The sequence below is a fragment of the Rathayibacter festucae DSM 15932 genome, from assembly GCF_004011135.1.
Classification (GTDB): Bacteria; Actinomycetota; Actinomycetes; order Actinomycetales; family Microbacteriaceae; genus Rathayibacter; species Rathayibacter festucae.
In genome coordinates, this window is record NZ_CP028137.1 from 95,564 (window position 1) to 121,201 (window position 25,638).

Below are 25,638 nucleotides of genomic sequence, written 5' to 3' on the forward strand. Positions count from 1 at the left end.
CCGACGGGGATTCGTCACGGTGCGATCCGGAGTTTTTCCTGATAGTCACCTGATGGTCGATGCCGGCTCGAGCCGGTGCCCGCTGGAGGAGCCTCATGCCCGGTCTGGAGACGGCGAGCGACGCGCTCCTCGCCGAGCGCTCCGCCGAGGGCGACGTCCGCGCGTTCGAGGTGCTGGTCAAGCGGCACCAGTCGATCCTCCGCGCCTACGCCTGGCGGCTGACCGGCTCGCAGGCGGACGCCTCCGACGCGGTGCAGAACGCGCTGATCACCGTCTGGGCCCAGCTCCCGCAGCTCCAGGAGCCGGCGAGCGTGCGGAGCTGGATGATGCGGATCGTCAGCCGCTCCAGCGTCGACCTGCTCCGCCAGCGCAAGCCGGTCGACGACGTCGACGCCGTCGAGCACCCGCCGGCGCGCGAGCCGGGGCCGTTCGAGTCGGTCGAGCAGAGCGACGCGATGCGCGCTCTCGCCCAGGCGCTGGCCGAGCTGCCCGAGACCCAGCGGCAGTGCTGGCTGCTCCGCGAGGTCGGCGGCGAGTCGTACAGTGAGATCGCCGAGCACCTCGGCATCACCGCCACCGCCGTCCGCGGCAAGCTCGCCCGAGCACGGGAGTCGCTGGTCGTGGCGATGGAGGACTGGCGATGAGGGCCCGCGGAGAAGGAGTCGGCGCGATGAAGGAGTCGGCGCGATGACCCCGGACGAGACGCCCGGCGGGACGCCCGGTCTGCCCGGCACCGGCGAGGACGCCGTGCTGCCGCTGACCGTGCCGCTGGTCGCGGATGACGCCGCCGCCGATCCGGACGCCGGCTCCGCCGACGCGATCGGCATCGACGAGCTCGGCGACTACCTGGACCGGGGCCGCCTGCCCTACGACCCCGCCATCGAGGAGTCGCCGGAGCACCGCCGCACGCTGCGCGCCCTCGAGCGCGTCCGCGCGCTCTCCGGTGCGCTGATCGACGACGACGCGGCGCACCTGCCCGCGCCCACCGAGAGCTGGTTCGGCTCGATCCTCACTCAGGTGCGGCGCGAGGCGCGGGCCGGACGCGACATCCCGCTCGCGAGCACCGACCCCGACGTCGAGCTGACGATCACCGAGGGCGCCGTCCGCGGCATCGTCCGCGAGGCGGGCGACAGCGTCTCCGGAGTCCTCGTCGGCCGCTGCCGGCTGCAGGGCGACGTCGCCGATCCGGGTGCCGACATCGCGGTCGAGGTGACGATCTCGGTCTTCTGGGGCGTCCCGATCGCCGACGCGGCTCAGCAGGTGCGCGAGCGGATCCACTCCCGTCTGCTCACCCAGACCGAGCTGCGCGTCTCGACGATCGACGTGCGCGTCGAGGACGTCTACGTGCCGGGAGGGGAGGAGTCGTGAGCGGGTCCGAGCCGATCCCCGTCGCCCCGGCCGTGCTGGTCCCCGCGGTCGCCCCCGGTGGATCCGCGCCGAGTGCGGCCGCCGTGCTCAGCGCCGAGATCCGCGCCCTCGCGGGAGTGGCGATGCTCGTCCCGGCGCGCGGCCAGGTGCGCGACGTCCTCGCGCACGCGGCCGGCGCGCTGACGCCCGCCACCGTCGATCCGGCCGACGGCCCGCTCGGTGCGGTCTCCGGCGGCACCTTCGCCGAGCCGGTGCTCGTGCGCGTTCTCGGCGACGAGGTGTCGGTGTCCGCGGAGGTCTGCGTCGCCGCCGAGTCCTCGGCGCCGGACATCGCCCGCGCGGTCGGCTCCGCGGTGCGCGAGTGGTGCCGGCGCGAGCACCCCGGGCGCCGCGCGCGCGTGGCGATCCGAATCGCCTCCGTCGACTGACGCGGAAGCGCGCCGTCCTCGAGGGTGCCGTCGCTAGGCGCCGTGCTCGGCGAGGAACGCCTCCGTCTCGGCCGCCGTCGGCGTCGAGACCGCCGCTCCCGCCCGGGTGACCGAGATCGCCGCGGCGGCGGTCGCCCAGCGGACGAGCTCGACCAGCGCGGCCGGGTCGTCGAGCCTCTCGCCGCCGCTCGCGAGCCGGGCGGCGAAGACGCCGCAGAACGTGTCGCCGGCGCCGGTGGTGTCGACGACGGAGACGCGGAAGGCCGGCGCGCGCACCGGCTCGCGGTCGCGGACGGCGACCACGACGCCGTCCGCACCGAGGGTGACCAGCACCACCGGCACGAGCGCGGTGAGGGCGACGGCGAGGGCCGTGTCGTCCGCCGCTGAGAGGCCGCGCTCGGCGCCGAGCTCGCGCGCCTCGTGCTCGTTGACGATCAGCACGTCCAGCTCGGCGAGCAGCTCCTCGGGCAGCGGGCCGATCGGCGCCGCGTTGAGGATCGTGGTGGTCCCCGCCGTGCGGCCGGCCCGCGCGGCCGCCAGCACGGTCGGGACCGGGATCTCGAGCTGCAGCAGGAGCGCCGAGGCGCCGGCGATCAGCCCCTCCTCCTCCGCGGTGAGGTCGGTGAAGGCGGCATTGGCGCCGGAGTCGACGACGATCGCGTTCTCGCCCGCGTCGTCCACCGTGATCTGCGCCGTGCCGGTGCGCTCGTCGCCGCGGCGCGCGTGCAGCTCGAGCGGCTCCTCCGCCAGCAGCCCCGCGAGCTCGTCGCCCGCGGCGTCGCGGCCGAGGCTCGTGACGAAGCTGCTGCCCGCGACCGTGCGGGCGGCGGCGACCGCCTGGTTGAGCCCCTTGCCGCCGGGGAAGGTGCGGGAGTCGAGGGCGAGGACGGTCTCGCCGGGCGCGGGGATGCGGGCGACCCGGTGGACGTGATCGAGATTGGCGCTTCCGAGGACGACGAGGCTCATGCTCCGACGGTAGGGCACGCGCAAGGGGCTGCTCGCATCCTCCGGCCGCACCTACGGTGGAGGAATGGAAACTCGAATCTTCGGCCGCACCGGTGCGCCCGTCTCCGTCGTCGGCCTCGGAACCTGGCAGCTCGGTGCCGACTGGGGGGACGTCGCGGAGAGCGACGCCCTCGCCATCCTCGACGCCGCGGCGGAGTCGGGCGTCACCCTCTTCGACACCGCCGACGTCTACGGCGACGGCCGCAGCGAGCGGACCATCGGCGCCTGGCGCGCCGCGCACCCCGACGCGGGCGTCTTCGTCGCGACGAAGATGGGCCGCCGCGTGGAGCAGATCCCCGCGAACTACGTGCTGGACAACTTCCGCGCCTGGACCGACCGCTCGCGCTCGAACCTCGGCGTCGACACGCTCGACCTCGTGCAGCTGCACTGCCCGCCGACCTCCGTCTACTCCGACGACGCCGTCTTCGACGCGCTGGACACCCTGGTCGACGAGGGCGCCATCGCGCACTACGGCGTCTCGGTCGAGCGCACGGAGGAGGCGCTCACCGCCATCGCGCGGCCGAACGTCGCGAGCGTCCAGATCATCTTGAACGCGTTCCGCCTCAAGCCGCTCGACGCGGTGCTGCCGGCGGCCCGCGAGGCCGGCGTCGGGATCCTGGCGCGCGTCCCGCTCGCGTCCGGCCTCCTCAGCGGCCGCTACACGACCGAGACGACCTTCGCACCCGACGACCACCGCAACTACAACCGCGACGGCTCCGCCTTCGACGTCGGCGAGACCTTCTCGGGCGTCGACTTCGCGACCGGCGTCGAGGCCGCCCAGGAGTTCTCCCTCCTGGCCGCCGACCACGGCCTCGCCCCCGCCGCGGCCGCGCTGGCCTGGATCATCCAGCAGGACGGCGTCACCGCCGTCATCCCCGGCGCCCGCTCCGTCGAGCAGGCGAAGGCGAACGCCACCGCCGCGGACGCCGCCCCCCTCGGCCCCGCCTTCATGGAGGCCGTCAACGCCCTCTACGACACCCACTTCCGCCCCACGGTCCACCCCCGCTGGTAGCCGACACCCGCTGAGTCGCCCGAGAAGGCTCGTTCTCCACCCCGAGAACGAGCCTTCTCGGGCGAGTCAGTGATGCAGCGCCGAGCGCACCTGGGCGACGACCGAGGCGAGGTCGGCGAGGTCGTCGCCGGTGAGGTCGATCACGATCCAGCCGGCCGCGCGGAGGCGGCGGGCGCGGGCGACGTCCCTCCGCCACTGCCCGGGCTCGGAGCGGTGGTAGTCGCCGTGGTACTCGATGACCACACGGGCCCGAGCGATGCAGAGATCGACTCGGCCGAGGAAGGCGCCCGCCTCGTCACGGATCTCGACGTTCGCCTCGAGACCCGTGATCCCCGCGAGTACCAGAGCCACGCGGACTTGCGACTCGGGACGGGACTCCGCCCGGCCGTCGAGCAGCACGAGGGCTCGACGCAGGCGCGCGATCCCGCGTCGACCCGGATACCGGTCGAGCGCGCCACGCAGTGACTCCTCGGTCAGGAGACGTCGGTGGAGGAGATCGTCGCCGACAGCGACGAGGTCCGCGAGCTCGAGGACGGCGCCGAGGTCGCACCAGGTACGGGCCGGGGAGGTCAGCGCGCCTCGCCTGCCGACGACGATGTCGACGTCGCGATCGACGGAGAGGCTGCGTCCTGCCAGACCGCGCGCGTGCGGCGCCCGAGCCGGTGCGATGACGGCGACGTCCAGGACGAGCCGCTGCTCCCAGCGCCGGTCGAGCGGCGCATCCCAGAGCAGAGCCGCGGTCGGCCCGCAGACGAAGACGTGGTCGCCGAGCCGGTGCAGCATCGCCGCGCAGCGATCCGCGAGCGTGACGGCCGGAGCCGTCGATCTGACTCCGTAGGCCGGCGACGAGAACTCCGCCGACCGCATCCGCGCCCGCGACAGCCCCGCGGCGCTCCCCTCCGCCACCCTGAAGACGCCCTCCGGCCCGTCGCCACTCACCGCGCCATGCTGGCGCCCTTGGCCTTCCCGTGCGCGGAGTTGTCCACAGGCCCCGCTGACTCGCCCGAGAAGGCTCGTTCTCGGGGTGGAGAACGAGCCTTCTCGGGCGACTCGGCGGGGGCAGCGCGGGCTAGGAGCCCAGGGCGGCGTCGACGATGGTGCGGGCCTCGGCCTGCACCTCGTGCAGGTGGTCGAGGCCGCGGAAGGACTCGGCGTAGATCTTGTAGACGTCCTCGGTGCCGGAGGGGCGCGCGGCGAACCACGCGTTCTCGGTGACGACCTTGACGCCGCCGACCGCCGCGTCGTTGCCCGGCGCCTTCGAGAGCTTGGCGACGATCTCCTCGCCGGCGAGGGTGGTCGCCGAGATCGCGTCGCCGTCGAGCTTGCCCAGTGCCGCCTTCTGAGCCTTCGTGGCCACCGCGTCGACGCGCTCGTAGACCGGGTCGCCGAAGCGCTCGGTCAGCTCGCGGTAGAGCGCCGAGGGGCTCTTGCCCGTGACGGCGACGATCTCCGAGGCGAGCAGTGCCAGCAGGATGCCGTCCTTGTCGGTCGTCCAGACGGTGCCGTCGAAGCGGAGGAACGACGCTCCCGCCGACTCCTCGCCGCCGAAGCCGACCGAGCCGTCGACCAGGCCGGGCACGAACCACTTGAAGCCGACCGGCACCTCCCAGAGGCGGCGGCCGAGCGACTCCGCGACCCGGTCGATGATCGAGGAGGAGACCAGCGTCTTGCCGATCGCCGCGTCCTCGCGCCAGCCGGAGCGGTGGCGGTAGAGGTAGTCGATCGCGACGGCGAGGTAGTGGTTGGGGTTCATCAGGCCGCCGTCGGGCGTGACGATGCCGTGGCGGTCCGCGTCGGCGTCGTTGCCGGTGAGGATGTCGTAGTCGCCGGCCCGGGCGACGACCGAGGCCATCGCGCTGGGGGAGGACGGGTCCATCCGGATCTTCTCGTCCCAGTCCAGGGTCATGAAGCCCCACGCCGGGTCGACCTCGCCGTTGACGACCGTCAGGTCGAGCTCGTACATCTCGGCGATCAGCTGCCAGTAGTGCACCGAGGCGCCGCCCAGCGGGTCGGCTCCGATCTTCACGCCGGCCTTCTTGATCGCGTCGATGTCGATGATGTTCTTCAGGTCCGCGACGTAGTGGGTGCGGTAGTCGTAGGTCTCGACGGCGCTCGGCTCGGCCGACTTCACGTCGCGGTTGCCGTCGGCGATCAGCTCGTTGGCGCGGTTCGCGATCCAGGAGGTGGCGTCGGAGTCGGCGGGGCCGCCGTGCGGCGGGTTGTACTTGAAGCCGCCGTCGCGGGGCGGGTTGTGCGAGGGGGTGACCACGATGCCGTCGGCCCGGTCGGTGTGCGACGGGTCGTTGTTGTAGCGGAGGATCGCGTGGCTGAGCGCCGGCGTCGGCACGTAGTCGTCGAACTCGTCGACGAGCACGCGCACCTCGTTGGCGACCAGCACCTCGAGCGCCGTCGTCAGCGCCGGGCGCGAGAGGCCGTGGGTGTCGGCGCCGATGAAGAGCGGCCCGGTGATCCCCTCGTTAGTGCGGTACTCGACGATGGCCTGGGTCACCGCCGCGATGTGGTCCTCGTTGAAGGCGGTGTCGAACGACGAGCCGCGATGCCCGGAGGTGCCGAAGACCACCTTCTGCAAGGGGTCGGACACGTCCGGCTTCTTCTCGTAGTACGCCCTCACGAGGGCCTCGACGTCGATGAGATCGGAGGCCTCTGCCGGCTTCCCTGCGCGATCGGTCATGGGGTCCATAGTGGCAGTCGCGCCGGGGCCGCGATACCGGCTGGACAGGCGCTGGCTAGGCTGTCCGCCATGCCCGACCGCGCCTCCGACGGTGTCCCCGACACCGCCTCCGCCCCCCGCACCTACAGCTATCTCGGGCCCTCCGGCACGTTCACGGAGGCGGCGCTCGCGCAGGTGCCCGAGGCGCGCGGGCACGTCTGGCGGAGCGTCGGCAACGTCGGCGAGGCTCTCGACGACCTGGTCTCGGGGCGCAGCGACGGCGCGGTGATCGCGATCGAGAACTCGGTCGAGGGCGGGGTGACCGCCGCGCAGGACGCGCTGGCCAGGATCCCGGGCGTGCGGATCGTCGGCGAGTACCTCGTGCCGGTGTCCTTCATCCTGGTCGGCCGCCCGGGCGCGCGGCTCGAGGACGTGCGGGTCGTCGCCGCGCACCCGGTCGCCTACGGCCAGTGCCGCGGGTGGCTCGACCGGACGATCCCGAGCCACGAGCACCTGCCGGCGTCGAGCAACGTGCAGGCCACGATCGACCTGCTCGCGGGCTCGCCCGCCCAGGCCGCCATCGCGCCGCCCGGGATCGTCCGCCACCACGACGTCGAGGTACTCGCGGAGCGGATCGGCGACAACCCGAACGCGGTGACCCGCTTCGTGCACGTCTCGCGCTCGCGGGTGCTGCCGGAGCCGACGGGCGCCGACAAGACCAGCCTGATCGTCGAGCTGCCCTCCGACGCCCCGGGAGCGCTGCTCGACATGCTCGAGCAGTTCGCGACCCGCGGAGTGAACCTGAGCATGATCCAGTCGCGGCCCATCGGCGACGCCCTCGGCCGCTACCGCTTCGTGATCGACCTCGACGGCCACGTGCACGACGAGCGGGTCGCCGACGCCCTGCTGGGCCTTCGCCGCTTCAGTCCGCGGGTGATCTTCCTCGGCTCGTATCCCCGTGCGGATCGCCGTCCGGTCTCGTACGTGCGACGCTACGACGACGAGGTGTTCATCGAGGCGCGTGACTGGCTGCGCGGGATCCTCGGCAGCGAACCGGAGGTCGACGATGACTGAACGAGGCGGAGCCGAGCGCGAGCGCGTCGATCCGCGGTACGACGCCGCCTTCCAGCGGGGTTTCGCCGGGGGAGTGGACCGGGTGCGCGGCGACGAGCGCGCCTTCGCCCGGCCGGGGACGGCGCCGGAGGGGATCGCGCGCCGGCGGCCGCCCGCCCTCGCCGACATCGCGACCACGGCCGACAGCCGGCGCTCGCGGCGGGCGGCCGGGAGCGGCGCTCCGATCAGCGCACCCGCCCGGCTGCCCTCGGACGCGGCCCCCGCCCGGGAGCCGTTCGCCGATCCCGCGCCCGAGGAGGCGGCCGTCCGCCGAGTCGAGGTCGCCGTGGAGCCGTCGGCGCCGCTCTGGCGGAACCCCTGGCTGCTCGCCCTGCTGCTCGCGGGGCTGGCCGGCAGCGTGCTCGGCGTCGCGCTGCTCTACAGCGGCTACTCCTCGCCGCCCGCGTCGTACTACGGCGACTCCGACACCCCGTCGCCGGAGTGGATCCAGCGCCAGATCACCTACTACGCGTCGATCCCGCTGCTGGGCAGCCTGCCGTTCGCGCTGCTGCTGGCGATGGGCGTCGCGGCACTGCGCTGGCGAGCCCGGCCCGCCAAGCAGGCGCCCTCCGACGACGAGGCCGAGGCGACGACCCTCTGACGGCGAGGCCTCCGGCGGAGGGTGGATCTCGATACGCGCGCTGCGCGCGCTACTCGATCAGCATGAACCGATTCCGACGCGCGCCGTCATGCTGGTCGAGTAGCCCCGGAGGGGCGTATCGAGACCAACCGTCGCCGGCGCCTCCAGTGCAGACCTCTCTACACCCCCGACGCGCCGAACAGCAGCCCGAGCAGGTAGGTGACGAGCGCCGCGCCGTAGCCGATGCCGAGCTGGCGCAGGGCGCGGGCGAGGGGCGGCGCGCCGGAGAGCAGGCCGACGATCGCGCCGGTCGCGAGCAGCGCCAGGCCGACGAGGACGGACGCGAGGACCACCGCGGCCAGCCCGGACATCCCGAGCAGGTAGGGCAGCACCGGGATGATCGCGCCCGAGGCGAAGAAGCAGAAGCTCGACAGCGCCGCGCCCATGCCGGTGCCGATCGACTCGTACTCGTCGACCGACGGGTCGGCCTTCACTCCGCCGATGGTGATCGGCGAGGTCGGCGCCGCGCCGCCGCGCAGTCCCGCGAAGACCCGGGCGGCGCGGGCGTCCGCGTCCTCCTGCGAGAGCCCGCGGGCGCGGTAGACGAGCGAGAGCTCGTTGGCGTCGACGTCGAGGTCGGGGACGACGTGGTTGGTGTCGAGGTCGGGGGAGGAGGCGGAGAGCAGCTCGCGCTGCGAGCGCACCGATACGAACTCGCCGGCGCCCATCGAGAGCGCGCCCGCGAGCAGCCCGGCGATGCCGGTGAACAGCACGACCCCGGTGCCGACTCCGCTCGCGCCGACGCCGAGGACGAGCGCCAGGTTCGAGACCAGGCCGTCGTTGGCGCCGAAGACCGCGGCGCGGAAGGTGCCCGAGAGCCGGTTGCGGCCGCGCTCGGCGAGCCCGCGGACGACCTCGCCGTGGATCCGCTCGTCGGCGGCCATCGCCTCCGTCGCGTCGTCGTCGTCGGCGTAGGGCGAGCGGGCCTCGGCGCGCTGGATCAGCGCGAGGACGAAGACCGAGCCGAACTGCCGGGTCAGGAAGCCGAGCAGTCGTGTGCGCAGATCCGGCCGCGGCTGCGGCTCGGCGGCCGGCCCGAGCAGCTCGCGCCAGTGCTCCTCGTGCCGGCCCTCGGCGGCGGCCAGGGCGAGCAGGATCTCGCGCTCCTCGCCGGAGCGGCGCTCGGCGAGATCGCGGTAGCTCGCGGCCTCGGCGAGCTCGTCGGCGAGGTAGCGCCGCCAGCGGCGGATCTGCACGGGAGTGGGGGAGGAAGGGGTGTCTCGGGCGGTGGTCGCCATGGGATCTCCTGGGCTTCGGCACCCCGGCCGACCCGCGCGAGAGGACCGGCCAGGACACGTGTCGACTGGCCGAAGGTCTCGTTCGCCCGGTTCCGCGAGGATCCGGGTGGCGCGCCGGGTCCGGGACTCTCCGGACCAGCATGTCGACGCGCCTCGTCGTCCGCTCGGCGGACGGTGGGAACTACTCCCCTTCGCAGGGACCACCGTAGCCGAGAAGGCAGCGCGGCGCCCCTCCGATCGCGGGGCGGTGCCCGCGGGTACAGTCGAGCCGCGGCGGACCCTCCCGGCCCGCCCCCGCGCCGCACCGGCGCCCTCGAAGGGGAGGCCGCCCATGACCGCCGACAGCGCACCGACCCGCCGGCTCGTCGCCGAGCTGGAGGAGCGCGCCCGCGAGGCGCTGCCCTGGTTCGTCGCCGACTACTACGGCGCCGTCGCGGGCGGCCGCTCGGAGCGCGACGCCGACCTCGCGGCCTGGGACGCGATCCGCTTCCGGCCGGCGGCGCTGCGCGGCGAGCTCGACGGCGACACCACGACCACGGTCCTCGGCACCGAGGTGCGGGGCCCCGTGCTGATCGCGCCGATGGCGCAGCAGAACGCGGCGGATCCGCGGGGCGAGATCGCGATGGCGGAGGCGGCGGCCCGCGCCGGCACCCTGCTCGGCGTCTCGACGAACACGGCGCTGCCGTTCGAGCGGATCGCCGCGGCGGGTGCGCCGTGGTGGTTCCAGGTCTACCTGCTCGCGGACCGCGACGTGACTCACGCGCTGATCGAGCGTGCCGCTGAGCACGGCGCCCGCGCTCTGATGCTCACGGTCGAGATGCCGGTGCTGCGCGGCGAGCGCCCCGGCATCGAGCCGCTCACCTGGCCCGAGATCCCCGGGAAGGCGCGGCTCGGCAATCTGACCGAGCAGGAGCGCGCCCTGGTCCTCGGCCGTCCCGTGCCGAACCCGGGACTCGACGACATCGGCCGCTTGCGCTCGGTGAGCGGACTGCCGGTCCTGGTGAAGGGCGTGCTGCGCGGCGAGGACGCCCGTCGCGCCGTGGACGCGGGCGCCTCCGGGGTCGTCGTCTCGACCCACGGCGGCCGGCGGATGGACGGCTCGATCACCGCGGTCGGGGCGCTCGCCGAGGTGGTCGACGCGGTCGGCGCCGACGCCGAGGTCTACATCGACAGCGGGGTTCGCACTGGCCGGCACGTGCTCGCGGCGCTCGCGCTCGGGGCCCGCGCGGTCTTCGTCGGGCGGCCGCTGATGTGGGCGCTCGCCGTGGGCGGCGCCGACGAGGTCGCCGGGCTGCTCGGGCTCCTCGACCGCGAGTTCCGGGTCATGCTGCGGCAGTCGGGAGCGGCGTCGATCCGCGATCTCGGCGGGCTCGTCGCCCGGTCCTGACGGAGGTCGCCGTCAGGCCGCGATGCTGCTGCGGGCGCGGCGGCGCTGCTGCCGCTCGTGCTCGGCCTCGAGCAGCGCGCGGGTGCGCTCGGTGGCGAGCAGCTCGACCAGGGTGTCGGTCTCCTCCTCGATCCGCTCGCGCAGGTCGAGCGGCTCGGTGGTCAGCAGTCGCTTGGCGGCGGCGGCCACCAGCGGCGGGCGGGCCGCGAGCGCCCGGACGCGCTCGTCGACGCGGGCCGCGAGCTCGGCGCGGGGGACGACCTCGGTGACGAGCTGCCACTCGAGCGCCTCGGCGGCGCGGACCGAGCGGCCGGAGAGCACGAAGTCCAGGGCGCGGCGGCGGCCGATCGTCGCGGGCAGGGTCGCCGTGACGCCGCAGTCCGGCACGAGCCCGACGTCGCCGTAGGCGCTGACGAAGGTCGCGGCGGGCGTCGCGACGACGATGTCGGCGGCGAGCGCGAAGGCGATCCCGGCTCCCGCGGTGATGCCGTCGATCGCGCAGACGACGACGGCGCTGCTCTCGCCGAGCAGGCGGAAGGCCTCGCCCGCGGTCGTCGCCAGATCGCGGAGGTACTGGTCGGGCCGGTCGGCGCCCATGATCGCCGAGACGTCACCGCCGGTGCAGAACGCGCGACCCGCGGACTCGACGACGAGGACGGTGCAGCCCGCGTCGGCGTTCAGCGCGATCAGGGCGCGGACCAGCTGCAGGGCCGTGTCGAGGTCGAGCGCGTTGAGAGCGTCCGGCCGGTCGAGGATCAGGCGGGCGACGGGGCCGGAGCGCTCGACGCGCACGGTCGGGGGTCGGGGAGTCATGGCGGGGCCTCTCGGGGTGAGGTCGGGGAGCTGCGGTGAAGAGCTGCGGCCCTCTCGCGGGGGAACGGAGGGGGCCGGCGCCCTCCGTCGGGGGAGGTGGCGCAGAAGTGGTTCGCAGCCCCGGCCCCGCCGGTTCGGTCCGCCCGGCCGATCCTCAGGCGCGCCTCCCGGCCCCTCTAAACTGCTCTGGTGATTGATCCCGTACTTCTCCGCGAGAACCCGGACGTCCTCAAGCGCTCGCAGGAGGCCCGCGGCGACTCCGTCGAGCTCGTCGACGACGCCCTCGAGGCCGACCGCGCACGCCGGGCCGCGATCACCGAGGCCGAGCGCCTCCGCGCCGAGCAGAACGCCTTCGGCAAGACCGTCGCGAAGGCGCCGAAGGACGAGAAGGCGGCCCTGGTCGCCGAGGCGCAGCGCCTCGCCGCCGCGGCCAAGCAGGCGCAGCAGGAGGCCGCCGAGGCCGACGAGCGCTTCGGCTCGCTCGTGAAGCGGCTGGCCAACCCGATCATCGACGGCGTTCCCGCCGGTGGCGAGGACAAGTTCGAGCTCGTGCGCACCGTCGGCGAGCGCCCGGTCTTCGACTTCGCGCCCCGCGACCACCTCGAGATCGGCGAGCTGCTCGACGGCATCGACATGCAGCGCGGCGCGAAGGTCAGCGGCGCGCGCTTCTACTTCCTCAAGGGCCTCGTCGCCCGGCTCGAGATCGCGCTGATGAACCTCGGCCTGGAGCGCGCCCTCGAGGCCGGCTTCACCCCGCTGATCACGCCGACGCTGGTGCGCCCCGAGATCATGGACGGCACCGGCTTCCTCGGCGAGCACGACGACGAGGTGTACCGCCTCCGCGACGACGACCTCTACCTCACCGGCACCAGCGAGGTGGCGCTCGCCGGCTACCACGCCGACGAGATCCTGGATCTCGCGGGCGGCCCGAAGCGCTACGCCGGCTGGAGCACCTGCTACCGCCGCGAGGCCGGCTCGGGCGGGCGCGACACCCGCGGCATCATCCGGGTGCACCAGTTCAACAAGCTCGAGATGTTCGTCTACACGCTGCCCGAGGACGCGGAGGCGGAGCACGCGCGCCTGCTCGCCCACCAGGAGGGCGTGCTGCAGAGCCTCGGCCTGCACTACCGCGTCATCGACGTCGCCGCGGGCGACCTCGGCCAGAGCGCCGCGCGCAAGTTCGACGTCGAGGCGTGGGTGCCCACCCAGGACGCCTACCGCGAGCTGACCTCGACCTCGAACTGCACCACCTTCCAGGCCCGCCGCCTCGACACCCGCTACCGCACCGAGTCGGGGAAGACGGCGCCCGTCGCCACCCTGAACGGCACGCTGGCGACCACCCGCTGGATCGTCGCCCTGCTCGAGACGCACCAGCAGGCCGACGGCTCGGTGCTCGTCCCCGAGGCGCTGCGTCCGCACCTGGGCGGCCTCGAGGTCCTCGAGCCGGTCCGCACCGCATGAGCACCGGTCGCCGCCTCATCGCCCTCGACATCGACGGCACCGTCATGCACGAGGACGGCACCATCACCGACGCGGTCGTCGAGGCGATCACGCGGGTGGTCGCCCAGGGCGACGAGGTCATGCTCGCGACCGGTCGCTCGCCGTCGACCACGCTGCCCGTGGTCGCGCGCCTGGGCATCGCTCCGGAGTTCGTCATCTGCTGCAACGGCGCCGTCACCCTGCGCCGCGACCCCGAGGCGGACGGCGGCTACCGCCCCGACGTCGTCGAGACCTTCGACCCCACCGAGGTCCTGGAGACCATCCGCCGGCACCTGCCCGACGCGCACTACGCCGTCGAGGACGCCGACGGCGCCTTCTCCTACACCGAGGCCTTCCCCGGCGGAGCGGTGATGGGCGCCGAGACGGTGCACGTGCCGTTCGAGGAGCTGCTGGGCGTGCAGTCCACCCGCGTGGTCGTCATCTCGCCCGGCACCGGCATCGAGGAGTTCACCGAGCTCGTCGAGCGGATGGGCCTGCACCAGGTCAGCTACGCCATCGGCTGGACCGCCTGGCTCGACATCGCCCCGCACGGCGTCAACAAGTCGACCGCGCTCGAGCTGGTCCGGAACCGCCTCGGCATCGAGCGGAGCGACGTGGTCGCGCTCGGCGACGGCCGCAACGACATCGAGATGCTCACCTGGGCCGCCGAGCACGGCGCCGGCCTGGCGATGGGGCAGGCGCCCGACGAGGTCCTCGCGGTCGCCTCCGCGATCCTCCCCACGGTGCACGAGGACGGCGTCGCCGTCGCCCTCGCCGACCTGCGCTGACCCGACCCGGCGCCCGCCGCTCCCTGCGCTGACCCGACGCGGCGCCCGCCGCTCCCGCGCCGCGCGGGCCGTCGGTTACCATCGACTGTCTCTCCCCGCGGGGAGCGACAGGGAGGGCTGTCCGAGCGGCCGATGGAGCCAGTCTTGAAAACTGGTGGGCAGAGATGTCTCTAGGGTTCGAATCCCTAGCCCTCCGCCACAGCGATCGAGCGGCGAAGCCGCCCCTCTGGCGACGAGGACGAGAACGCGATCCAGCCTTCTCGCCGGCCGTGGTGAGAGACCGGATGCGGCGGCGTCCCGCCGTGCTGGTCGTGAGGGAGAGGACGCGGCGGCGTCCCCTCATGCTGGTCGAGTAGCCCCGAAGGGGCGTATCGAGACCCTCCGTCATCAGCAGGGTGGGTCTGCAGACTCGCTCTCCTGACGTAGGTGGATCTCGATACGCCCGCTGCGCGGGCTGCTCGATCAGCAGGGAGGGCCTGCTGCGCGGGCTGCTCGATCAGCAGGGAGGGCCTGCTGCGCGGGCTGCTCGATCAGCAGGGAGGGCCTGCTGTGTGTCCCTGGCGCGCAGCGATCTCGTCGTCGGGCCCCGACGGCTAAAGTGACGTTCTGTCGATATTCGAGACGGGTCGCCTCCGCCGAGACGCACCTCCTGAGCTTCGGGCCGCCCGCCTCTCGATGGAGAAGGAGCCGTCATGAGCGACGAGAACGTGCCGGGACCTCGCACTGAGCGCCTGCGACCGGGGGTGTACGCGACACGGGACGGCAGCGGCACGACCGTGATGGCGTGGCCGCGGGCACTGGCGCTCGGCGACGGCGCGGACGTCGACGAGCGACTCCGGCAGCTCGTCGAGGGCGGGCCGGGCGGTTCCGACGACCCCGTCACGGAGCGACTGCGCGAGGACGGCTGGCTCGTCCAGGAGTTCGGGGACGACGACGGTCCGGGCTTCGTGGTGAATCCGCTGAGGGCCGCGGTCGAGCCCGCTCCTGAGCCGTCCGCCGACCTCGATCTCTCGAGGTTCGCCGTGATCCGCCGCCACGGCCCCGACCTGCTCGTCGAATCCCCGCTGGCCAGCGCCGAGATCGTGCTGCACCGGCGGTCGCTGCTCGCCGACGCGCTCTCGGGCTCCGGCGGTCTCGCCGCCGCCCTGCGCCGCGAGCTCCAGCGGCACGGGTTCCTCGCGCTGCCGGGCGGACCGGAGGACACCGAGTTCCGCTACCGGCAGTGGGCACCCCACGAGCTGCTCTTCCACGACCGCAGCCGGCAGGGCCACCGCGGCCCGGCCGCCGACTTCGGCGGCACCTGGTGGGGTGGGAAGGCAAGTTTCGCTCCGGAAGGCGCCGCCCCGGTTCCGTTCGGCGGCCGCCGGGTCGCCCTCCCCGCGGTCGATCTCGCCGCCCTGCGCGCGAGCGACCCGCCCTACGCCGAGGTCGTCGAGCGCCGGGCGTCCCTGCGCGACCACGACGACGCCGCGCCGATCGACGTCGCCGAGCTCGGGGAGCTCCTCTTCCGGACGGATCGGGTCCGCGGGCTGCGCGTCGACCACGGGACGGAGGTGGTCAGCTCGCCGCGTCCGTCCGGCGGCTCGCTCGCGGAGCTCGAGCTGTACCTGGCCGTCTCGCGCTGCGCCGGGCTCGAGCCGGCCTTCTACCACTACGACGCGCACCGCCACGAGCTGGAGGAGGTGTGCGGCATCGGCGCTCCCTCCGTGCGCCGGCTGGTCCAGGTCGCGAGCGGGGTCGCGGCGACCGGGGTCGCCCCGCAGGTGCTGATCGTCGTCTCCGCTCGCGTCGGCCGCGTGATGTGGAAGTACCAGAGGATGGCGCTCGAGCTCGTCCTGAAGGACACCGGGGTCCTCTACCAGGCCCTCGCCGGGGCGTGCAGCGCGATGGGACTGGCGGGCTGCCCGCTCGGCACCGACGACCCGGTCGCCTTCGCCGAGGCGACCGGTCGCGACCCGCTCCTCGAGTGCAGCGTGGGCCAGTTCATCGTCGGCTCGATCCCGCGTCCGGTGCCGGCGGTGGCGCGATGACCCTCACCGTGGACACCAGCGCCTGCGTGATCGACCACGAGGGGCGCACCTACGGCATGACCGCCGCCGGCGACATCGAGCTCACCGGCGAGGTCGCGGGCTGGATGCACGTGATCGCGGCGTGGATCCTCGCGGGGGAAGACATCGAGGAGCGCGCTCGGTCGCTCGATCTCGCCCGGGCGGATCAGGTCCGGCGCGTGCGGAGCGCGATGCTCAGCCTCGGCCTCCTCCGCGAGGCTCCCATCGCCGGTCGCGTCCGATTCCTCGGCGAGACAGGACTCCTGCAGTGCGCGGTGGCGCGGAGCGGCCGCGCGCTCCCCGAGTCCTGGCTCGCCGTCGGCCCGGTCGAGGGGCGGTGGCTGATCGACGAGGTCCGCGAGCACCCGGAACGGACGTGCGGGGCGGTGCTCCTGCGTGACGGCGCGGCGCTCGTCGTCGGCCCGGTGCCCGGGGCGGAGCTGCTCCCGGTGCTCGTGGCCTTGGCGGAGCGCGGGGTCGCGGCGGGCAGGCCCGACGAGGACGTGCTCCGGCTGGCCGTCGCCCAGCTGGTCCGCCGCGCCGCGTCCGATCGCACGGATCCGTGGCGAGCCAGGACGGTCACTGCGGACGGAACCGTGCTCACCCGGATCAGCCCGCACCCGTGGCAGGCCGGGCAGCCGGAGGCCACCGGCCCGTTCGAGGAGCGCGCGATGACGCTCGTCGATCCCGACTTCGGGGTCGTCCGGCTGATCGAGGAGGCGGACCTGCCGCAGGTGCCGCGGCACCACTCCCGAGCCCTGGTCGCCTGCGACGCCGTCGTCGCGCGGCGGGACGTCGAGGTCGTCGGCGAGGGCGCCGACTTCGCGGAGGCACGGGCGGACGCCGTGCGCCGGGCACTCGCGATCCGCGCGGAGTCGGTCCTCGATCCGCGCCGGGTGCTCGACGCCGCAGGACGTGCCGTCGCCGCGCCGACCGCGACGTTCGAGCAGCTGCGCGCGGCGGTCCGCGTCATCGTCGCCGCACCCGCGGAGTGCACCGTGCCGGGCCGGCGCCTGGCCGACAGTGCGACCGTCCGGGTGCCGGTCTCCCTCGCCTTCCGCTGCTCGGACGCCGAGCCGGCGACCGGCGACCTCGGGATCGCCGCCACGAAGGAGGAGGCGCTGAGGCTCGCCGTCGAAGCGGCTCCCGTCTCCGATCCGCGGGCCGTCGTGGTCGACCTCGACCACGATCCCGTCGTCGCGCGACTCGGGCTCGTCGTCCGGAAGGTGGCGATCCTGCCGTGAGCACGGGTGAGATCGACGCTGCGGACGCCGCGCACGGACTGCTCCAGCGCGCGCTGACCGGTATCGGCACGGCGAGCGGGGTCGTCGTCCGAGCGTCCGACACCTGGCGGATCCCGAGCCGTCCCGCGGCCGACGTCCCCTGGCTGCCCGTCCACGTCGAGGTGAACCGCATCGTGATCGGGCCCCTCGTCCGCCCCGGACTCCCGGGCTGCCCGCGGTGCCTGGCGCTCCGGCGGGAACGCCTCGGCGGCGCGGAGCCGTGGCGGGTGCGGCTGAGGGCGGAGTACGCGGAGCAGCTCGAGGGCCGCCGCCCCGAGGCGCTCGACGAGCTGGCCGCCGAGGTCGCGGCGATCGCGCTCGAGCGCCTCCTGGCGCAGGAGCACGAGGCTGCGAGCGCCCAGCGCCGCGTCGCGGTGGTCCGCCTCGACACCCTGGAGGTGGAGCACCACGCCTTCCTCCCCGAGCCCCTCTGCGAGCTCTGCGGCGACCTCCCGGAGGACACCGCCGCGGCTGCCCAGCACGTCCTCGCGCCGCAGCCCAAGACCGCTCCGTTCGGCGCGCGGATCCGCGACGTCGTCGGCGAGGCAGACGCCCTCCGCTCCCTCTACATCGACCCGTTCTGCGGCACGATCGCCGCCACGCGGCGCGGGGACGAGGGCGGGCTGGTCATGGCGGCCGCGCCGATGCCGATGCGCCTCGACGGTCTCGTCGAGCCGGGCTACGGGCGCGGCCGCGACTACCGGTCCGCCGAGGTCACCGCGGTGCTGGAGGCGCTCGAGCGCTACGGGGGAGTCGCGCCGGGCGGGCGCCGCTCGACGGTGCGGGGGAGCTACCGTGAGCTCGCCGCCGAGGCCGTGCACCCCGACGTCTTCGGCCGCCACCCGGACGAGTCCTACGACGATCCGGCCTTCCGCTACCGGCGCTTCGGCGAGGACGTGCCGATCCAGTGGGTCTGGGCGCACTCCTTCGCCGAGGGCCGCGCGCGCCTGGTCCCCGAGGCCCTCGCCTACTACTTCTCGCAGCGACTGCGCGGGGACGACCCGGTGTCCTACTACGAGGTCTCGAACGGCTGCGCGCTCGGCTCCTCCTGGGAGGAGGCCGCCCTGCACGGCCTGCTGGAGACGGTCGAGCGCGACGCGTTCCTCTGCACCTGGTACACCCGCAGCACGCCCGCCGGCATCGACCTGACCAGCTGCCGCGACCCGCTCGTCGCGGAGCAGGCGGCGGCGATCACCGCGGCGACCGGCTACGACGTCGCCGCCTTCGACGTCACGACGGACTGGGGCATCCCGGCGGTGTGGCTGCTGGCGACGCGGCAGGGCGGCTCCGGACCGGCCGCGCTCTGCACCGCCGGGGCGGGCCTGGACCCCGAGCGCGCCCTGCTCGGCGCGATGAACGAGCTCGGCCCGATCCTGGCGGACCTCCTCCGGCGCTACCCGGGCGAGGAGGCGCACGCCGCGGAGATGGTGCGCGACCCCTCCGCCGTGCGCGCGATGCTCGATCACTCGGCCCTGTATGCGCATCCGGACGCCCGCCACCGCCTCGACTTCCTCCGCGGCGGTCCGACGATCCGCGCCGACGACATCGGCGGAGCGGACCGCGTGCGCTCGGACGCCGCGGACCTGGCGGTCGACCTCCGCGCCGCGGTGGACCGGATCGGCGAGGTGCTCGTCGTCGACCAGACCACGCCGGAGCACCGTGCGGGCGGATTCGCCTGCGTGAAGGTGCTCGTGCCGGGCGCCGTGCCGATGACGTTCGGCCACCGCAACCGCAGGATCGACGGGCTTCCCCGGCTCCTCGAGCTGCCACGGCGGCTCGGCCGGCTCGACCGCGACCTGCGCCCGGACGAGCTGAACCCCGACCCGCACCCGTTCCCGTGACGCCGTCATTGGGGAGCGGAGCAGACGCGTCGACCGACCCGGGTCTCCGCCGGGGCTCGGAGGTCGCCCACCCGCGCCGACCCGAGACCGCCGACCCGCGGCGGCGCGAGCGCATCCTCGACGCGATGCGCGATCTCGTCCTCCGCTGGGGCTACCGCAAGGTCTGCATGCAGGACGTGGCCGACGCCGCGCACGTCGGCAAGGGCACGCTCTACCTGCACTGGAGCAGCAAGGACGAGCTCCTCGACGCCGTCCTCGTCCGCGAGGCGGGCCGGATCGACGCCGAGCTCGGGGCGGCCCTCCTGCGCCGACCGGAGCTGGTCGCGTTCGGCCTCACCGCGGCGATGCTCTACCACGGGACCATGGCGGTGCCGCTGCTCGGCGCCTACAATCGCGGGGACAGCGCGGTCCTCGGCTCGCGCGGCGCCCGGCCCGGAGCGCCCGACCGGCTCGGGCTCTCGCTCGTCTCCCGGCTCTCCGATCCGGGCTACCTCGGCGCCCTCAGCCGGCACCACCTCGTGCTCGGCGACGCGCGCTCGGAGTCCGGGCGGCTGGCCGTCGGAGCGGTCGTCGGCGGCTTCGTCCTGCGGCCCGAGGGCGCCGGCGACGCGGATCGCAACGGCGACTGCGCCCGGCTCCTCGGCACGGTCCTGCAGCGGTCCTTCGGGCAGCCGACCCACGACCGGCACGCCGAGTACGCGGCGGCGGTCGCCGAGACGGTCTCGCCGGAGGGCCGGTGGACCGCTCCTCCGGCGACGCCGCGGACAGCAGAAGGCTCCCGTCCTGCGTGAAGCGGGACGGGAGCCCGGTGCGGCACGCGGAGGGACGCGTGCTCACGAGCCGCGTCGAGGGGGCGACCGGCGCGCACTCGGCGCTCAGGCGGCGGGGCCGCCGCAGCAGATGTAGCAGACGCAGTTGGAGTCGGCGAGCTCCTTCATGCCGTGACCGGCGGTGAGGGACTCGACCACCCCGCCCTGGTCCGCCACCTCGAACACGGTCATCGGCAGGTCCCGGACGTCCGTCAGGTGCTTCTCGTTCATGGTCTCTTCTCCTTCACTCTGTGCGCGTCGCGCCCGGGTCGATCCCCGAGGCGTCTCCCCGACTCTGCGCCGGTCAGCGTCGAGCCCACCCCTCCGATGAACGGGTGACCGGGATCCGCGCCCGGTCATCGTTCTCGCCCGCCGTGCCTCGCCCGTGGAGGCCCACGATCACCCGTCCGCCGTTCGCGCAGCGGCCGCGGCTCGCGCGGCCAGGTCCGCGAACGCCTCCCGCAGCTCGCGGGGCTCGACGCCGCTGATCGGCACGTCGAAGCGGGCGATCGACGCGGCGAGGCCGGGCCAGGACCAGGACCCGATGCGGATCCGGCAGCGGCCGTCCGGCTCGACGGTCAGCGTCCCGTCGCCGAGGTAGGGGGCGATCCGCGCGGCGTCGGCGTCGAGGATCGCCGAGCCCCGGCACGGCCAGGTGTCCGCTCCGGTCGAGCCCTTGAAGCGGGCGGAGAGGAACGCCGCGGGGTCGCCGCCGGGCACCGTCCGCGGGGTGAAGGCGGCGCCGGTGTGACTGCGGAGCCGGATCCGGTCGACCCGGTAGGTGCGCCAGTCGTCGCGCTCGGGAGTCCAGCCGATCAGGTACCAGCGGCCGCCGGCGAGGACGAGGTGGTGCGGCTCGGTGGCGCGCACGGCGGGCGCGGCGTCGGTCGGTCCTGCGGGGGAGTCGTAGTCGAAGCGGAGGGTCAGCGCGTCGCGGATCGCGTCGCCGATCCGCAGCAGCACGCCGGCGTCGGCGCGCGCCTCGGCCGGGCGGGTCGCGGCGCCGGCGCTCGCCGCGACCCCGTCGATCCGGTGCGCGAGGCGGCTCGGCAGCAGTCGGCGGATCGTCCGCAGCGCCCGCTCGGCCGCCGCGTCGAGGTCCGTGCTGAGGGTGCCGGCGGTCCGCAGCGCCAGGGCGATCACGACGGCCTGCTCGTCGTCGAAGAGCAGCGGCGGCAGCTCCGTGCCGGCGGCCAGGCGGTAGCCGCCGTCGGGGCCGCGCGTGGTCTCGATCACGTAGTCGAGCTCGCGCAGCCGCTCGACGTCGCGCCGGACGGTGCGCTCGCTCACCTCCAGCCGCTCCGCCAGCACCGGAGCGGACCAGTCGCGGCTCGACTGCAGCAGCGACAGGAGGGCGAGCAGCCGCTTGGAGGTGGAGGGCGACGAGGAGGAGGGCACGGAACGATCCTCGCGCGCGAAGCGGACGTTCCCTGGCCGGTACCGACGAGATCGTGTTTCTCAGCCCCGGAGGAACGGGGAGAACCGCGGCCCAACCACCGCGCAGCGAAGGAGCACACCATGACCGCAGCAATCGTCGCCCATCTCAACTTCAGCGGAGAGGCCCGCGCCGCCCTCGAGTACTACGCCGCCGTCTTCGGCGGCCAGGCCGTCGTCCGGACCTACGGCGACTTCGGGATGCCGGCGGGCCTGCCCGACACCGGTCGCGTCGTCCACGGCCAGGTCGTCGGCGCGGGCGGCTTCACCGTGATGGCGTACGACGTCCCCTCGAGCGAGGCGGACCTGCAGGCCGGAGCCACGCGCCGCGAGAACGGCACGACGATCACCGACCGTCCCTTCTTCCTGGCGCTGCAGGCCGAGACCCTCGAGGAGGCGACCGGCCACTGGGACGCGCTCGCCGAGGGAGCGAGCGTCGTCGAGCCGCTCGCGGCGTCGGCCTGGTCGGCCGGCTTCGGCATGCTCACCGACCGCTTCGGGGTGGTCTGGGCGATCAGCGTCGTCGAGCAGCTGGGCTGAGCGCGGGGCGGGTGGCCGTGTGGCGCGGCCGCCCCTGCCCTCCGGCGCGGATTCCGGGCAACGGATGGCTTTCCGGAGCGCTCTGGGTACTATGTCCCGACGCGGTGGGAGTCCCCTCCTCCGCGCCCGCGGGTCCCTGACCCGCCCCTCAGCTCCACACCCCAGCCACACCAGCCCCAGCCCACAGACGAACGGGAGACGGATGCGCACGACGCGCCCTTCGACGGACCACTCCGCCGCGGACGAGTCGGCGCGCACGCCGCGACCCCACGTCCGGCACGGACGGCAGAAGCGCCACAGCCTGCCGCGGACCCTCGTCAAGGCCGCTGCGACCGTCTCGGGTGTGGGCCTCGTCGCCTCGATCTCGATCGTCGCGATCGCCGCGACCCTGCTCGTGCAGTCCGCCCAGCCGTCGGTCAGCCTGCACCCGGTCGCCGCCGGCTCCGAGGTCGCGGCCGGCTCGGTCCCCGAGATCGGCGCTCTCGAGGGCGGCTTCAACGTCCTCGTCGTGGGCAGCGATTCGCGCCAGGGTCAGGGCGACGCCTACGGCGATCCGGACGAGGAGACCAGCGTCCTCAACGACGTGAACATGCTGATGCACGTGTCGGCCGACCACAGCAACGCGACCGTCGTCAGCTTCCCCCGCGACATGTACGTCGACATCCCGTCCTGCGTGAACGCGGTGACGGGGGAGACCATCCCCGCCCGCTACGACACCAAGATCAACGAGGCGATGGGCAAGGACGTCAGCCTCGGCTGCGTCGCCGGCGTCGCCGAGGAGCTGCTCGGCGTCCGGGTCGACTACGGCGCGGTGGTGCAGTTCAACGGCGTCATCGAGATGTCGAACGCGATCGGCGGAGTCGACGTCTGCGTCGCGACCGAGATCGCCGACCCGTACACCAACACCTATCTCGAGCCGGGCGTGCACTCGCTCGAGGGCATGGCCGCGCTGCAGTTCCTGCGCAGCCGGCACGGCATCGGCGACGGCAGCGACCTGACCCGGATCAGCAACCAGCAGGTCTTCCTGTCCTCGCTGGTCCGCCAGGTCAAGAGCGCCGACACGCTGCTCAACCCGGTCGCGCTCTACGGACTCGCCAAGGCCGCCCTGGGCAACATGACGCTCTCGACCGAGCTCAACAACGTGAACACCCTCGTGCAGATGGGCCTCGCGCTCAAGGACGTCGACATCGCGAACGTCGTGTTCGCGCAGTATCCGACCGGCGCGACCTCCGGCGGCGTCGTCCCCGACCGCACGGCCGGCGACGTGCTCGCCACCGCCCTGCAGACCGACCAGCCGATCGCCCTCACCGGCGGCACCGGTGCCGGCGCGACGACCACCGGCGAACCCGCGACCCCCGCGGCGACCGAGGCCCCCGCCGCCGGCCCCGCCACGACCGACCCGCTCGCGACCGCTGAGGCGACTCCCGGCGCCACCGCCGCTCCCGGCACGCCCGCGGCCGGCGCACCGGTCGAGCTCCCCGAGGCCATCACCGGCCAGCCCGCCGATCAGCAGACCTGCTCGGTCGGGTTCTTCGGCTGACGCCGGAGGCGGATCCGATGACCGACCCCGTCGTCTCGCGCCGGACAGCGGCCCGTCACGGGCGGCTGCGACCGCGCAGCGGTCTCCGGTTCGCCGGGCGGATCCTCGCGGCCTGCGTCGGCGTCGGCGTGCTCAGCACGATCTCGATCGTGGTGATCGCCCTCTCGATGATCGCGGGCAGCGCGCGGCCCTCCGTCGACCTCGGCATCGGCTCGACCGACGCCGGCTCTGCGATCCCGGAGATCGGCGCGATCGAGGGCGGCGTCAACATCCTGCTCGCCGGCAGCGACAGCGCCGAGGGCTCCGCGGCGGGCGCGTACGGCGACCGCTCCGAGAACCTCAACGACGTCACGATGCTGATGCACATCTCGGAGGACCACTCCACGGTCGAGGTGATCAGCTTCCCCCGCGACATGTACGTGCCGATCCCGTCCTGCACCGACCCGGCGACCGGCGCGGTCTCGGACGCGCTGCGCTCCGCCAAGATCAACACCTCGCTGAGCTACGGCGGGCTCGCCTGCACCGTGCAGACCGTCGAGCAGCTCACCGGCCTCGACATCCCCTACGCCGCGCTGATCCAGTTCGACGGCGTGATCGAGATGTCGAACGCGGTGGGCGGGGTCGACGTCTGCGTCGCCACCCCGATCGAGGACGAGTACACCGGTCTGAACCTCACCGCCGGCACGCACACGCTGGTCGGCGCCGAGGCGCTCGCCTTCCTGCGCACCCGGCACGGCGTCGGCGACGGCAGCGACCTCACCCGCATCTCCAGCCAGCAGGTGTACCTGTCGTCGCTGGTGCGCAAGGTGAAGGACGCCTCGACGCTCTCGAACCCCGTCGCCCTCTACGGCCTCGGCAAGGCGGCCGTCTCCAACATGCAGCTCTCGACGTCGCTCGAGAACGTCAACACGCTGGTCTCGATCGGCCTCGCGGTGAAGGACGTGGACCTCGCCAGCGTCGTCTTCGTCCAGTACCCGACCTACATCGACGGCGACGGCGTCTACCCGAGCGAGGAGGCGTCGGCGACGCTGAACGCCGCCCTCCTGGCCGACCAGCCGATCGCCCTCACCGGCACCACCGGCGGCGGCTCGGAGTCGGCCGACGGCTCGACGCCCGCCGCGACCGACTCGGCGGCTCCCTCGGATCCGGCCACGTCGGACCCCGCTGCGACCGCGGACCCGGCGACACCGGCTCCGGGCGAGACCGCCGTCGCCCTCCCGAGCGACGTCACCGGCCAGACCGCCGACCAGCAGACCTGCACCGTCGGCCGCACCCTCGACGAGCAGTAGCGCCGCAGCGCCGGGTGTCACGCCCGGCTCCCGGGTGCGGTTATAGTGGTCGTCGTGCGTTCGCCTGGCGGGCGCTCAGGAGACGTCGCATAGTCCGGTCGAGTGCACCACCCTGCTAAGGTGGAGAACCCTTTATTGGGTTCCGTGGGTTCAAATCCCACCGTCTCCGCAGTGTTCTTAGAGCCCACTGTGTTCTTCAAGCCCACTGGCTCCCCGACGTTCTTCATCGCGATCGTGTCGCGTTCGATCGACCAGTGTCGTTCCACGCCGTGACTGCGCCGATCACCGCGGGTTCGAGCGAGAGCTCGACACGGCGTCCTCTTCCCCCGTTCGCCGTGCGCGGCCCGAGCCGCTCCGAGCGGCTTCGACCGGCTAGCCTGGCGGGATGTCCAGTGCGATCCTCGAGGCCCTGTCCGCAGCTCCCGCCCGGCGGGACGTCGCGTCGATCCGCGGGGCCCTCGCGGAGGTCTCGATCGGCGACTCGGTGCGGGTGCTCGTCCGCTCGCCGCGCTACGGGCTCTACGGCATCGAGGGCGTCGTCCGGCAGGCGGTCGGCGGGGAGCTCGTCGTCGCCGACGTCTTCCTCAACACGGGGACCGAGATCCAGAGCATCGCGCTCGCGCCCGAGCCGGAGGCGGGCGCCGACGGCGACCGCTCCGTCGACGGGCTCGCGCACGGAGACCCGGTGCGGGTGACCTTCTCGACGCCGACGATCGGCTCCTTCACGGTGACCGGGCCGCTCACCGCCGGCGGCCGCGACCCCTACCTGCTCGTCGGCAGCTGGATCGTCGCCGAGGACGCGAGCGCCGCCCGCCACGTCGACCGGATCGAGCGGCTCAGCGACGTCGCCCTGCACGTCAAGCACGTCCCCGGGCACCGCTCGGCTGCCGTCGAGGAGTAGCGCCCGCTCGA

24 protein-coding genes and 2 tRNA genes are annotated in these 25,638 nt (G+C 73.9%); 19 read left to right on the forward strand and 7 right to left on the reverse strand.

Annotated features, from left to right (window positions below):
* The first annotated feature begins 95 nt into the window (after positions 1-95).
* From C1I64_RS00465 to C1I64_RS00475, 3 genes are read left to right on the forward strand one after another with little or no spacing between them, the layout of a single operon-like run.
* Positions 96-644, forward strand: coding sequence for an RNA polymerase sigma factor (locus C1I64_RS00465; RefSeq protein ID WP_123444992.1), 549 nt, complete (start codon positions 96-98; stop codon positions 642-644).
* Between the two features lie 43 nt (positions 645-687).
* The gene (locus C1I64_RS00470) at positions 688-1,368 is read left to right on the forward strand and encodes an Asp23/Gls24 family envelope stress response protein (protein WP_127885879.1); all 681 of its coding nucleotides are present in this window, start codon (positions 688-690) and stop codon (positions 1,366-1,368) included.
* The gene (locus C1I64_RS00475) at positions 1,365-1,796 is read left to right on the forward strand and encodes a hypothetical protein (RefSeq protein WP_127885880.1); all 432 of its coding nucleotides are present in this window, start codon (positions 1,365-1,367) and stop codon (positions 1,794-1,796) included. The genes C1I64_RS00470 and C1I64_RS00475 overlap by 4 nt, the downstream gene beginning before the upstream one ends.
* Positions 1,797-1,829: 33 nt before the next feature.
* Here the strand turns inward: C1I64_RS00475 and C1I64_RS00480 are convergent, their stop codons facing one another.
* Positions 1,830-2,762 carry a ribokinase gene (locus tag C1I64_RS00480; RefSeq protein WP_127885881.1) on the reverse strand — a complete coding sequence of 311 codons (933 nt, stop codon included), beginning with the start codon at positions 2,760-2,762 and terminating at the stop codon, positions 1,830-1,832.
* Positions 2,763-2,826: 64 nt separating this feature from the next.
* On the opposite strand from C1I64_RS00480, the gene C1I64_RS00485 reads away from it, so the two are divergent.
* Positions 2,827-3,813, forward strand: a complete 987-nt coding sequence (locus C1I64_RS00485) for an aldo/keto reductase (protein WP_127885882.1) — start codon at positions 2,827-2,829, stop codon at positions 3,811-3,813.
* Positions 3,814-3,879: 66 nt separating this feature from the next.
* On the opposite strand, the gene C1I64_RS00490 is transcribed toward C1I64_RS00485, so the two are convergent.
* Entirely contained in the window at positions 3,880-4,752 is an 873-nt protein-coding gene (locus tag C1I64_RS00490; protein ID WP_127885883.1) for a DUF559 domain-containing protein, read from the reverse strand.
* Between the two features lie 130 nt (positions 4,753-4,882).
* Positions 4,883-6,505, reverse strand: coding sequence for a phosphoglucomutase (alpha-D-glucose-1,6-bisphosphate-dependent) (pgm, locus tag C1I64_RS00495; RefSeq protein WP_123734992.1), 1,623 nt, complete (start codon positions 6,503-6,505; stop codon positions 4,883-4,885).
* 69 nt (positions 6,506-6,574) lie between these two features.
* On the opposite strand from pgm, the gene pheA reads away from it, so the two are divergent.
* Positions 6,575-7,558: a prephenate dehydratase gene (gene pheA, locus C1I64_RS00500; RefSeq protein WP_127885884.1), complete on the forward strand. Its 984-nt coding sequence runs from the start codon at positions 6,575-6,577 to the stop codon at positions 7,556-7,558.
* Positions 7,551-8,198, forward strand: coding sequence for a hypothetical protein (locus C1I64_RS00505; protein ID WP_127885885.1), 648 nt, complete (start codon positions 7,551-7,553; stop codon positions 8,196-8,198). The genes pheA and C1I64_RS00505 overlap by 8 nt, the downstream gene beginning before the upstream one ends.
* Before the next feature lie 158 nt (positions 8,199-8,356).
* On the opposite strand, the gene C1I64_RS00510 is transcribed toward C1I64_RS00505, so the two are convergent.
* Positions 8,357-9,475: a VIT1/CCC1 transporter family protein gene (locus C1I64_RS00510; protein WP_123445000.1), complete on the reverse strand. Its 1,119-nt coding sequence runs from the start codon at positions 9,473-9,475 to the stop codon at positions 8,357-8,359.
* Positions 9,476-9,806: 331 nt separating this feature from the next.
* Between C1I64_RS00510 and C1I64_RS00515 the strand changes: the two genes are divergently transcribed.
* Positions 9,807-10,862, forward strand: coding sequence for an alpha-hydroxy-acid oxidizing protein (locus C1I64_RS00515; protein WP_164874407.1), 1,056 nt, complete (start codon positions 9,807-9,809; stop codon positions 10,860-10,862).
* Between the two features lie 12 nt (positions 10,863-10,874).
* On the opposite strand, the gene C1I64_RS00520 is transcribed toward C1I64_RS00515, so the two are convergent.
* Entirely contained in the window at positions 10,875-11,675 is an 801-nt protein-coding gene (locus tag C1I64_RS00520) for an enoyl-CoA hydratase/isomerase family protein (RefSeq protein WP_127885887.1), read from the reverse strand.
* A 189-nt stretch (positions 11,676-11,864) separates the two neighbouring features.
* Here C1I64_RS00520 and serS point away from each other — a divergent pair, with 189 nt between their 5' ends.
* The 7 genes from serS (at position 11,865) to C1I64_RS20300 (ending at position 19,905) form a co-directional block, all read left to right on the forward strand.
* Positions 11,865-13,136: a serine--tRNA ligase gene (gene serS / locus C1I64_RS00525; protein ID WP_123702032.1), complete on the forward strand. Its 1,272-nt coding sequence runs from the start codon at positions 11,865-11,867 to the stop codon at positions 13,134-13,136.
* Positions 13,133-13,942, forward strand: coding sequence for an HAD family hydrolase (locus tag C1I64_RS00530; RefSeq protein ID WP_127885888.1), 810 nt, complete (start codon positions 13,133-13,135; stop codon positions 13,940-13,942). The genes serS and C1I64_RS00530 overlap by 4 nt, the downstream gene beginning before the upstream one ends.
* A gap of 111 nt (positions 13,943-14,053) precedes the next feature.
* Positions 14,054-14,141: transfer RNA gene (locus C1I64_RS00535), tRNA-Ser, on the forward strand.
* A gap of 493 nt (positions 14,142-14,634) precedes the next feature.
* Positions 14,635-15,972, forward strand: coding sequence for a SagB family peptide dehydrogenase (locus C1I64_RS00540; RefSeq protein ID WP_127885889.1), 1,338 nt, complete (start codon positions 14,635-14,637; stop codon positions 15,970-15,972).
* Positions 15,969-17,234, forward strand: coding sequence for a hypothetical protein (locus C1I64_RS19915; protein ID WP_164874408.1), 1,266 nt, complete (start codon positions 15,969-15,971; stop codon positions 17,232-17,234). The genes C1I64_RS00540 and C1I64_RS19915 overlap by 4 nt, the downstream gene beginning before the upstream one ends.
* Positions 17,231-19,114, forward strand: a complete 1,884-nt coding sequence (locus C1I64_RS00545) for a TOMM precursor leader peptide-binding protein (RefSeq protein WP_164874409.1) — start codon at positions 17,231-17,233, stop codon at positions 19,112-19,114. Before C1I64_RS19915 ends, C1I64_RS00545 begins: the two co-directional genes overlap by 4 nt.
* Positions 19,115-19,239: 125 nt before the next feature.
* The gene (locus C1I64_RS20300) at positions 19,240-19,905 is read left to right on the forward strand and encodes a TetR/AcrR family transcriptional regulator (RefSeq protein ID WP_208645072.1); all 666 of its coding nucleotides are present in this window, start codon (positions 19,240-19,242) and stop codon (positions 19,903-19,905) included.
* Positions 19,906-19,989: 84 nt separating this feature from the next.
* On the opposite strand, the gene C1I64_RS00555 is transcribed toward C1I64_RS20300, so the two are convergent.
* Both C1I64_RS00555 and C1I64_RS00560 read right to left on the reverse strand, forming a co-directional pair.
* Entirely contained in the window at positions 19,990-20,154 is a 165-nt protein-coding gene (locus C1I64_RS00555; protein ID WP_123445007.1) for a thiomuracin/GE37468 family thiazolyl RiPP peptide, read from the reverse strand.
* 168 nt (positions 20,155-20,322) lie between these two features.
* Positions 20,323-21,321, reverse strand: a complete 999-nt coding sequence (locus tag C1I64_RS00560) for a helix-turn-helix transcriptional regulator (RefSeq protein ID WP_127885891.1) — start codon at positions 21,319-21,321, stop codon at positions 20,323-20,325.
* A 120-nt stretch (positions 21,322-21,441) separates the two neighbouring features.
* Between C1I64_RS00560 and C1I64_RS00565 the strand changes: the two genes are divergently transcribed.
* From C1I64_RS00565 to C1I64_RS00585, 5 genes are all read left to right on the forward strand, one after another.
* Positions 21,442-21,897 carry a VOC family protein gene (locus tag C1I64_RS00565; RefSeq protein WP_127885892.1) on the forward strand — a complete coding sequence of 152 codons (456 nt, stop codon included), beginning with the start codon at positions 21,442-21,444 and terminating at the stop codon, positions 21,895-21,897.
* 202 nt (positions 21,898-22,099) lie between these two features.
* Positions 22,100-23,437, forward strand: a complete 1,338-nt coding sequence (locus tag C1I64_RS00570; protein ID WP_127885893.1) for an LCP family protein — start codon at positions 22,100-22,102, stop codon at positions 23,435-23,437.
* A 17-nt stretch (positions 23,438-23,454) separates the two neighbouring features.
* Positions 23,455-24,726 carry an LCP family protein gene (locus tag C1I64_RS00575; protein WP_127885894.1) on the forward strand — a complete coding sequence of 424 codons (1,272 nt, stop codon included), beginning with the start codon at positions 23,455-23,457 and terminating at the stop codon, positions 24,724-24,726.
* Positions 24,727-24,804: 78 nt separating this feature from the next.
* Positions 24,805-24,895 (forward strand) — tRNA-Ser (locus C1I64_RS00580).
* A gap of 216 nt (positions 24,896-25,111) precedes the next feature.
* Positions 25,112-25,627, forward strand: coding sequence for a hypothetical protein (locus tag C1I64_RS00585; RefSeq protein WP_123702058.1), 516 nt, complete (start codon positions 25,112-25,114; stop codon positions 25,625-25,627).
* Positions 25,628-25,638: the final 11 nt, after the last annotated feature.

Excerpts from the sequence above, each read along its gene's own strand:
- C1I64_RS20300 (WP_208645072.1), top strand. The coding sequence starts at position 19,240 with ATGCGCGATCTCGTCCTCCGCTGGGGCTACCGCAAGGTCTGCATGCAG.
- C1I64_RS00585 (WP_123702058.1), top strand. The coding sequence starts at position 25,112 with ATGTCCAGTGCGATCCTCGAGGCCCTGTCCGCAGCTCCCGCCCGGCGG.
- C1I64_RS00505 (WP_127885885.1), top strand. The coding sequence starts at position 7,551 with ATGACTGAACGAGGCGGAGCCGAGCGCGAGCGCGTCGATCCGCGGTAC.
- C1I64_RS00575 (WP_127885894.1), top strand. The coding sequence starts at position 23,455 with ATGACCGACCCCGTCGTCTCGCGCCGGACAGCGGCCCGTCACGGGCGG.
- pgm (WP_123734992.1), bottom strand. The coding sequence starts at position 6,505 with ATGACCGATCGCGCAGGGAAGCCGGCAGAGGCCTCCGATCTCATCGAC.
- C1I64_RS00485 (WP_127885882.1), top strand. The coding sequence starts at position 2,827 with ATGGAAACTCGAATCTTCGGCCGCACCGGTGCGCCCGTCTCCGTCGTC.
- C1I64_RS00470 (WP_127885879.1), top strand. The coding sequence starts at position 688 with ATGACCCCGGACGAGACGCCCGGCGGGACGCCCGGTCTGCCCGGCACC.
- C1I64_RS00530 (WP_127885888.1), top strand. The coding sequence starts at position 13,133 with ATGAGCACCGGTCGCCGCCTCATCGCCCTCGACATCGACGGCACCGTC.
- C1I64_RS00465 (WP_123444992.1), top strand. The coding sequence starts at position 96 with ATGCCCGGTCTGGAGACGGCGAGCGACGCGCTCCTCGCCGAGCGCTCC.
- C1I64_RS00570 (WP_127885893.1), top strand. The coding sequence starts at position 22,100 with ATGCGCACGACGCGCCCTTCGACGGACCACTCCGCCGCGGACGAGTCG.
- C1I64_RS00515 (WP_164874407.1), top strand. The coding sequence starts at position 9,807 with ATGACCGCCGACAGCGCACCGACCCGCCGGCTCGTCGCCGAGCTGGAG.
- C1I64_RS00520 (WP_127885887.1), bottom strand. The coding sequence starts at position 11,675 with ATGACTCCCCGACCCCCGACCGTGCGCGTCGAGCGCTCCGGCCCCGTC.
- C1I64_RS00565 (WP_127885892.1), top strand. The coding sequence starts at position 21,442 with ATGACCGCAGCAATCGTCGCCCATCTCAACTTCAGCGGAGAGGCCCGC.
- C1I64_RS00540 (WP_127885889.1), top strand. The coding sequence starts at position 14,635 with ATGAGCGACGAGAACGTGCCGGGACCTCGCACTGAGCGCCTGCGACCG.
- pheA (WP_127885884.1), top strand. The coding sequence starts at position 6,575 with ATGCCCGACCGCGCCTCCGACGGTGTCCCCGACACCGCCTCCGCCCCC.
- C1I64_RS00480 (WP_127885881.1), bottom strand. The coding sequence starts at position 2,762 with ATGAGCCTCGTCGTCCTCGGAAGCGCCAATCTCGATCACGTCCACCGG.
- C1I64_RS00555 (WP_123445007.1), bottom strand. The coding sequence starts at position 20,154 with ATGAACGAGAAGCACCTGACGGACGTCCGGGACCTGCCGATGACCGTG.
- C1I64_RS19915 (WP_164874408.1), top strand. The coding sequence starts at position 15,969 with ATGACCCTCACCGTGGACACCAGCGCCTGCGTGATCGACCACGAGGGG.
- C1I64_RS00510 (WP_123445000.1), bottom strand. The coding sequence starts at position 9,475 with ATGGCGACCACCGCCCGAGACACCCCTTCCTCCCCCACTCCCGTGCAG.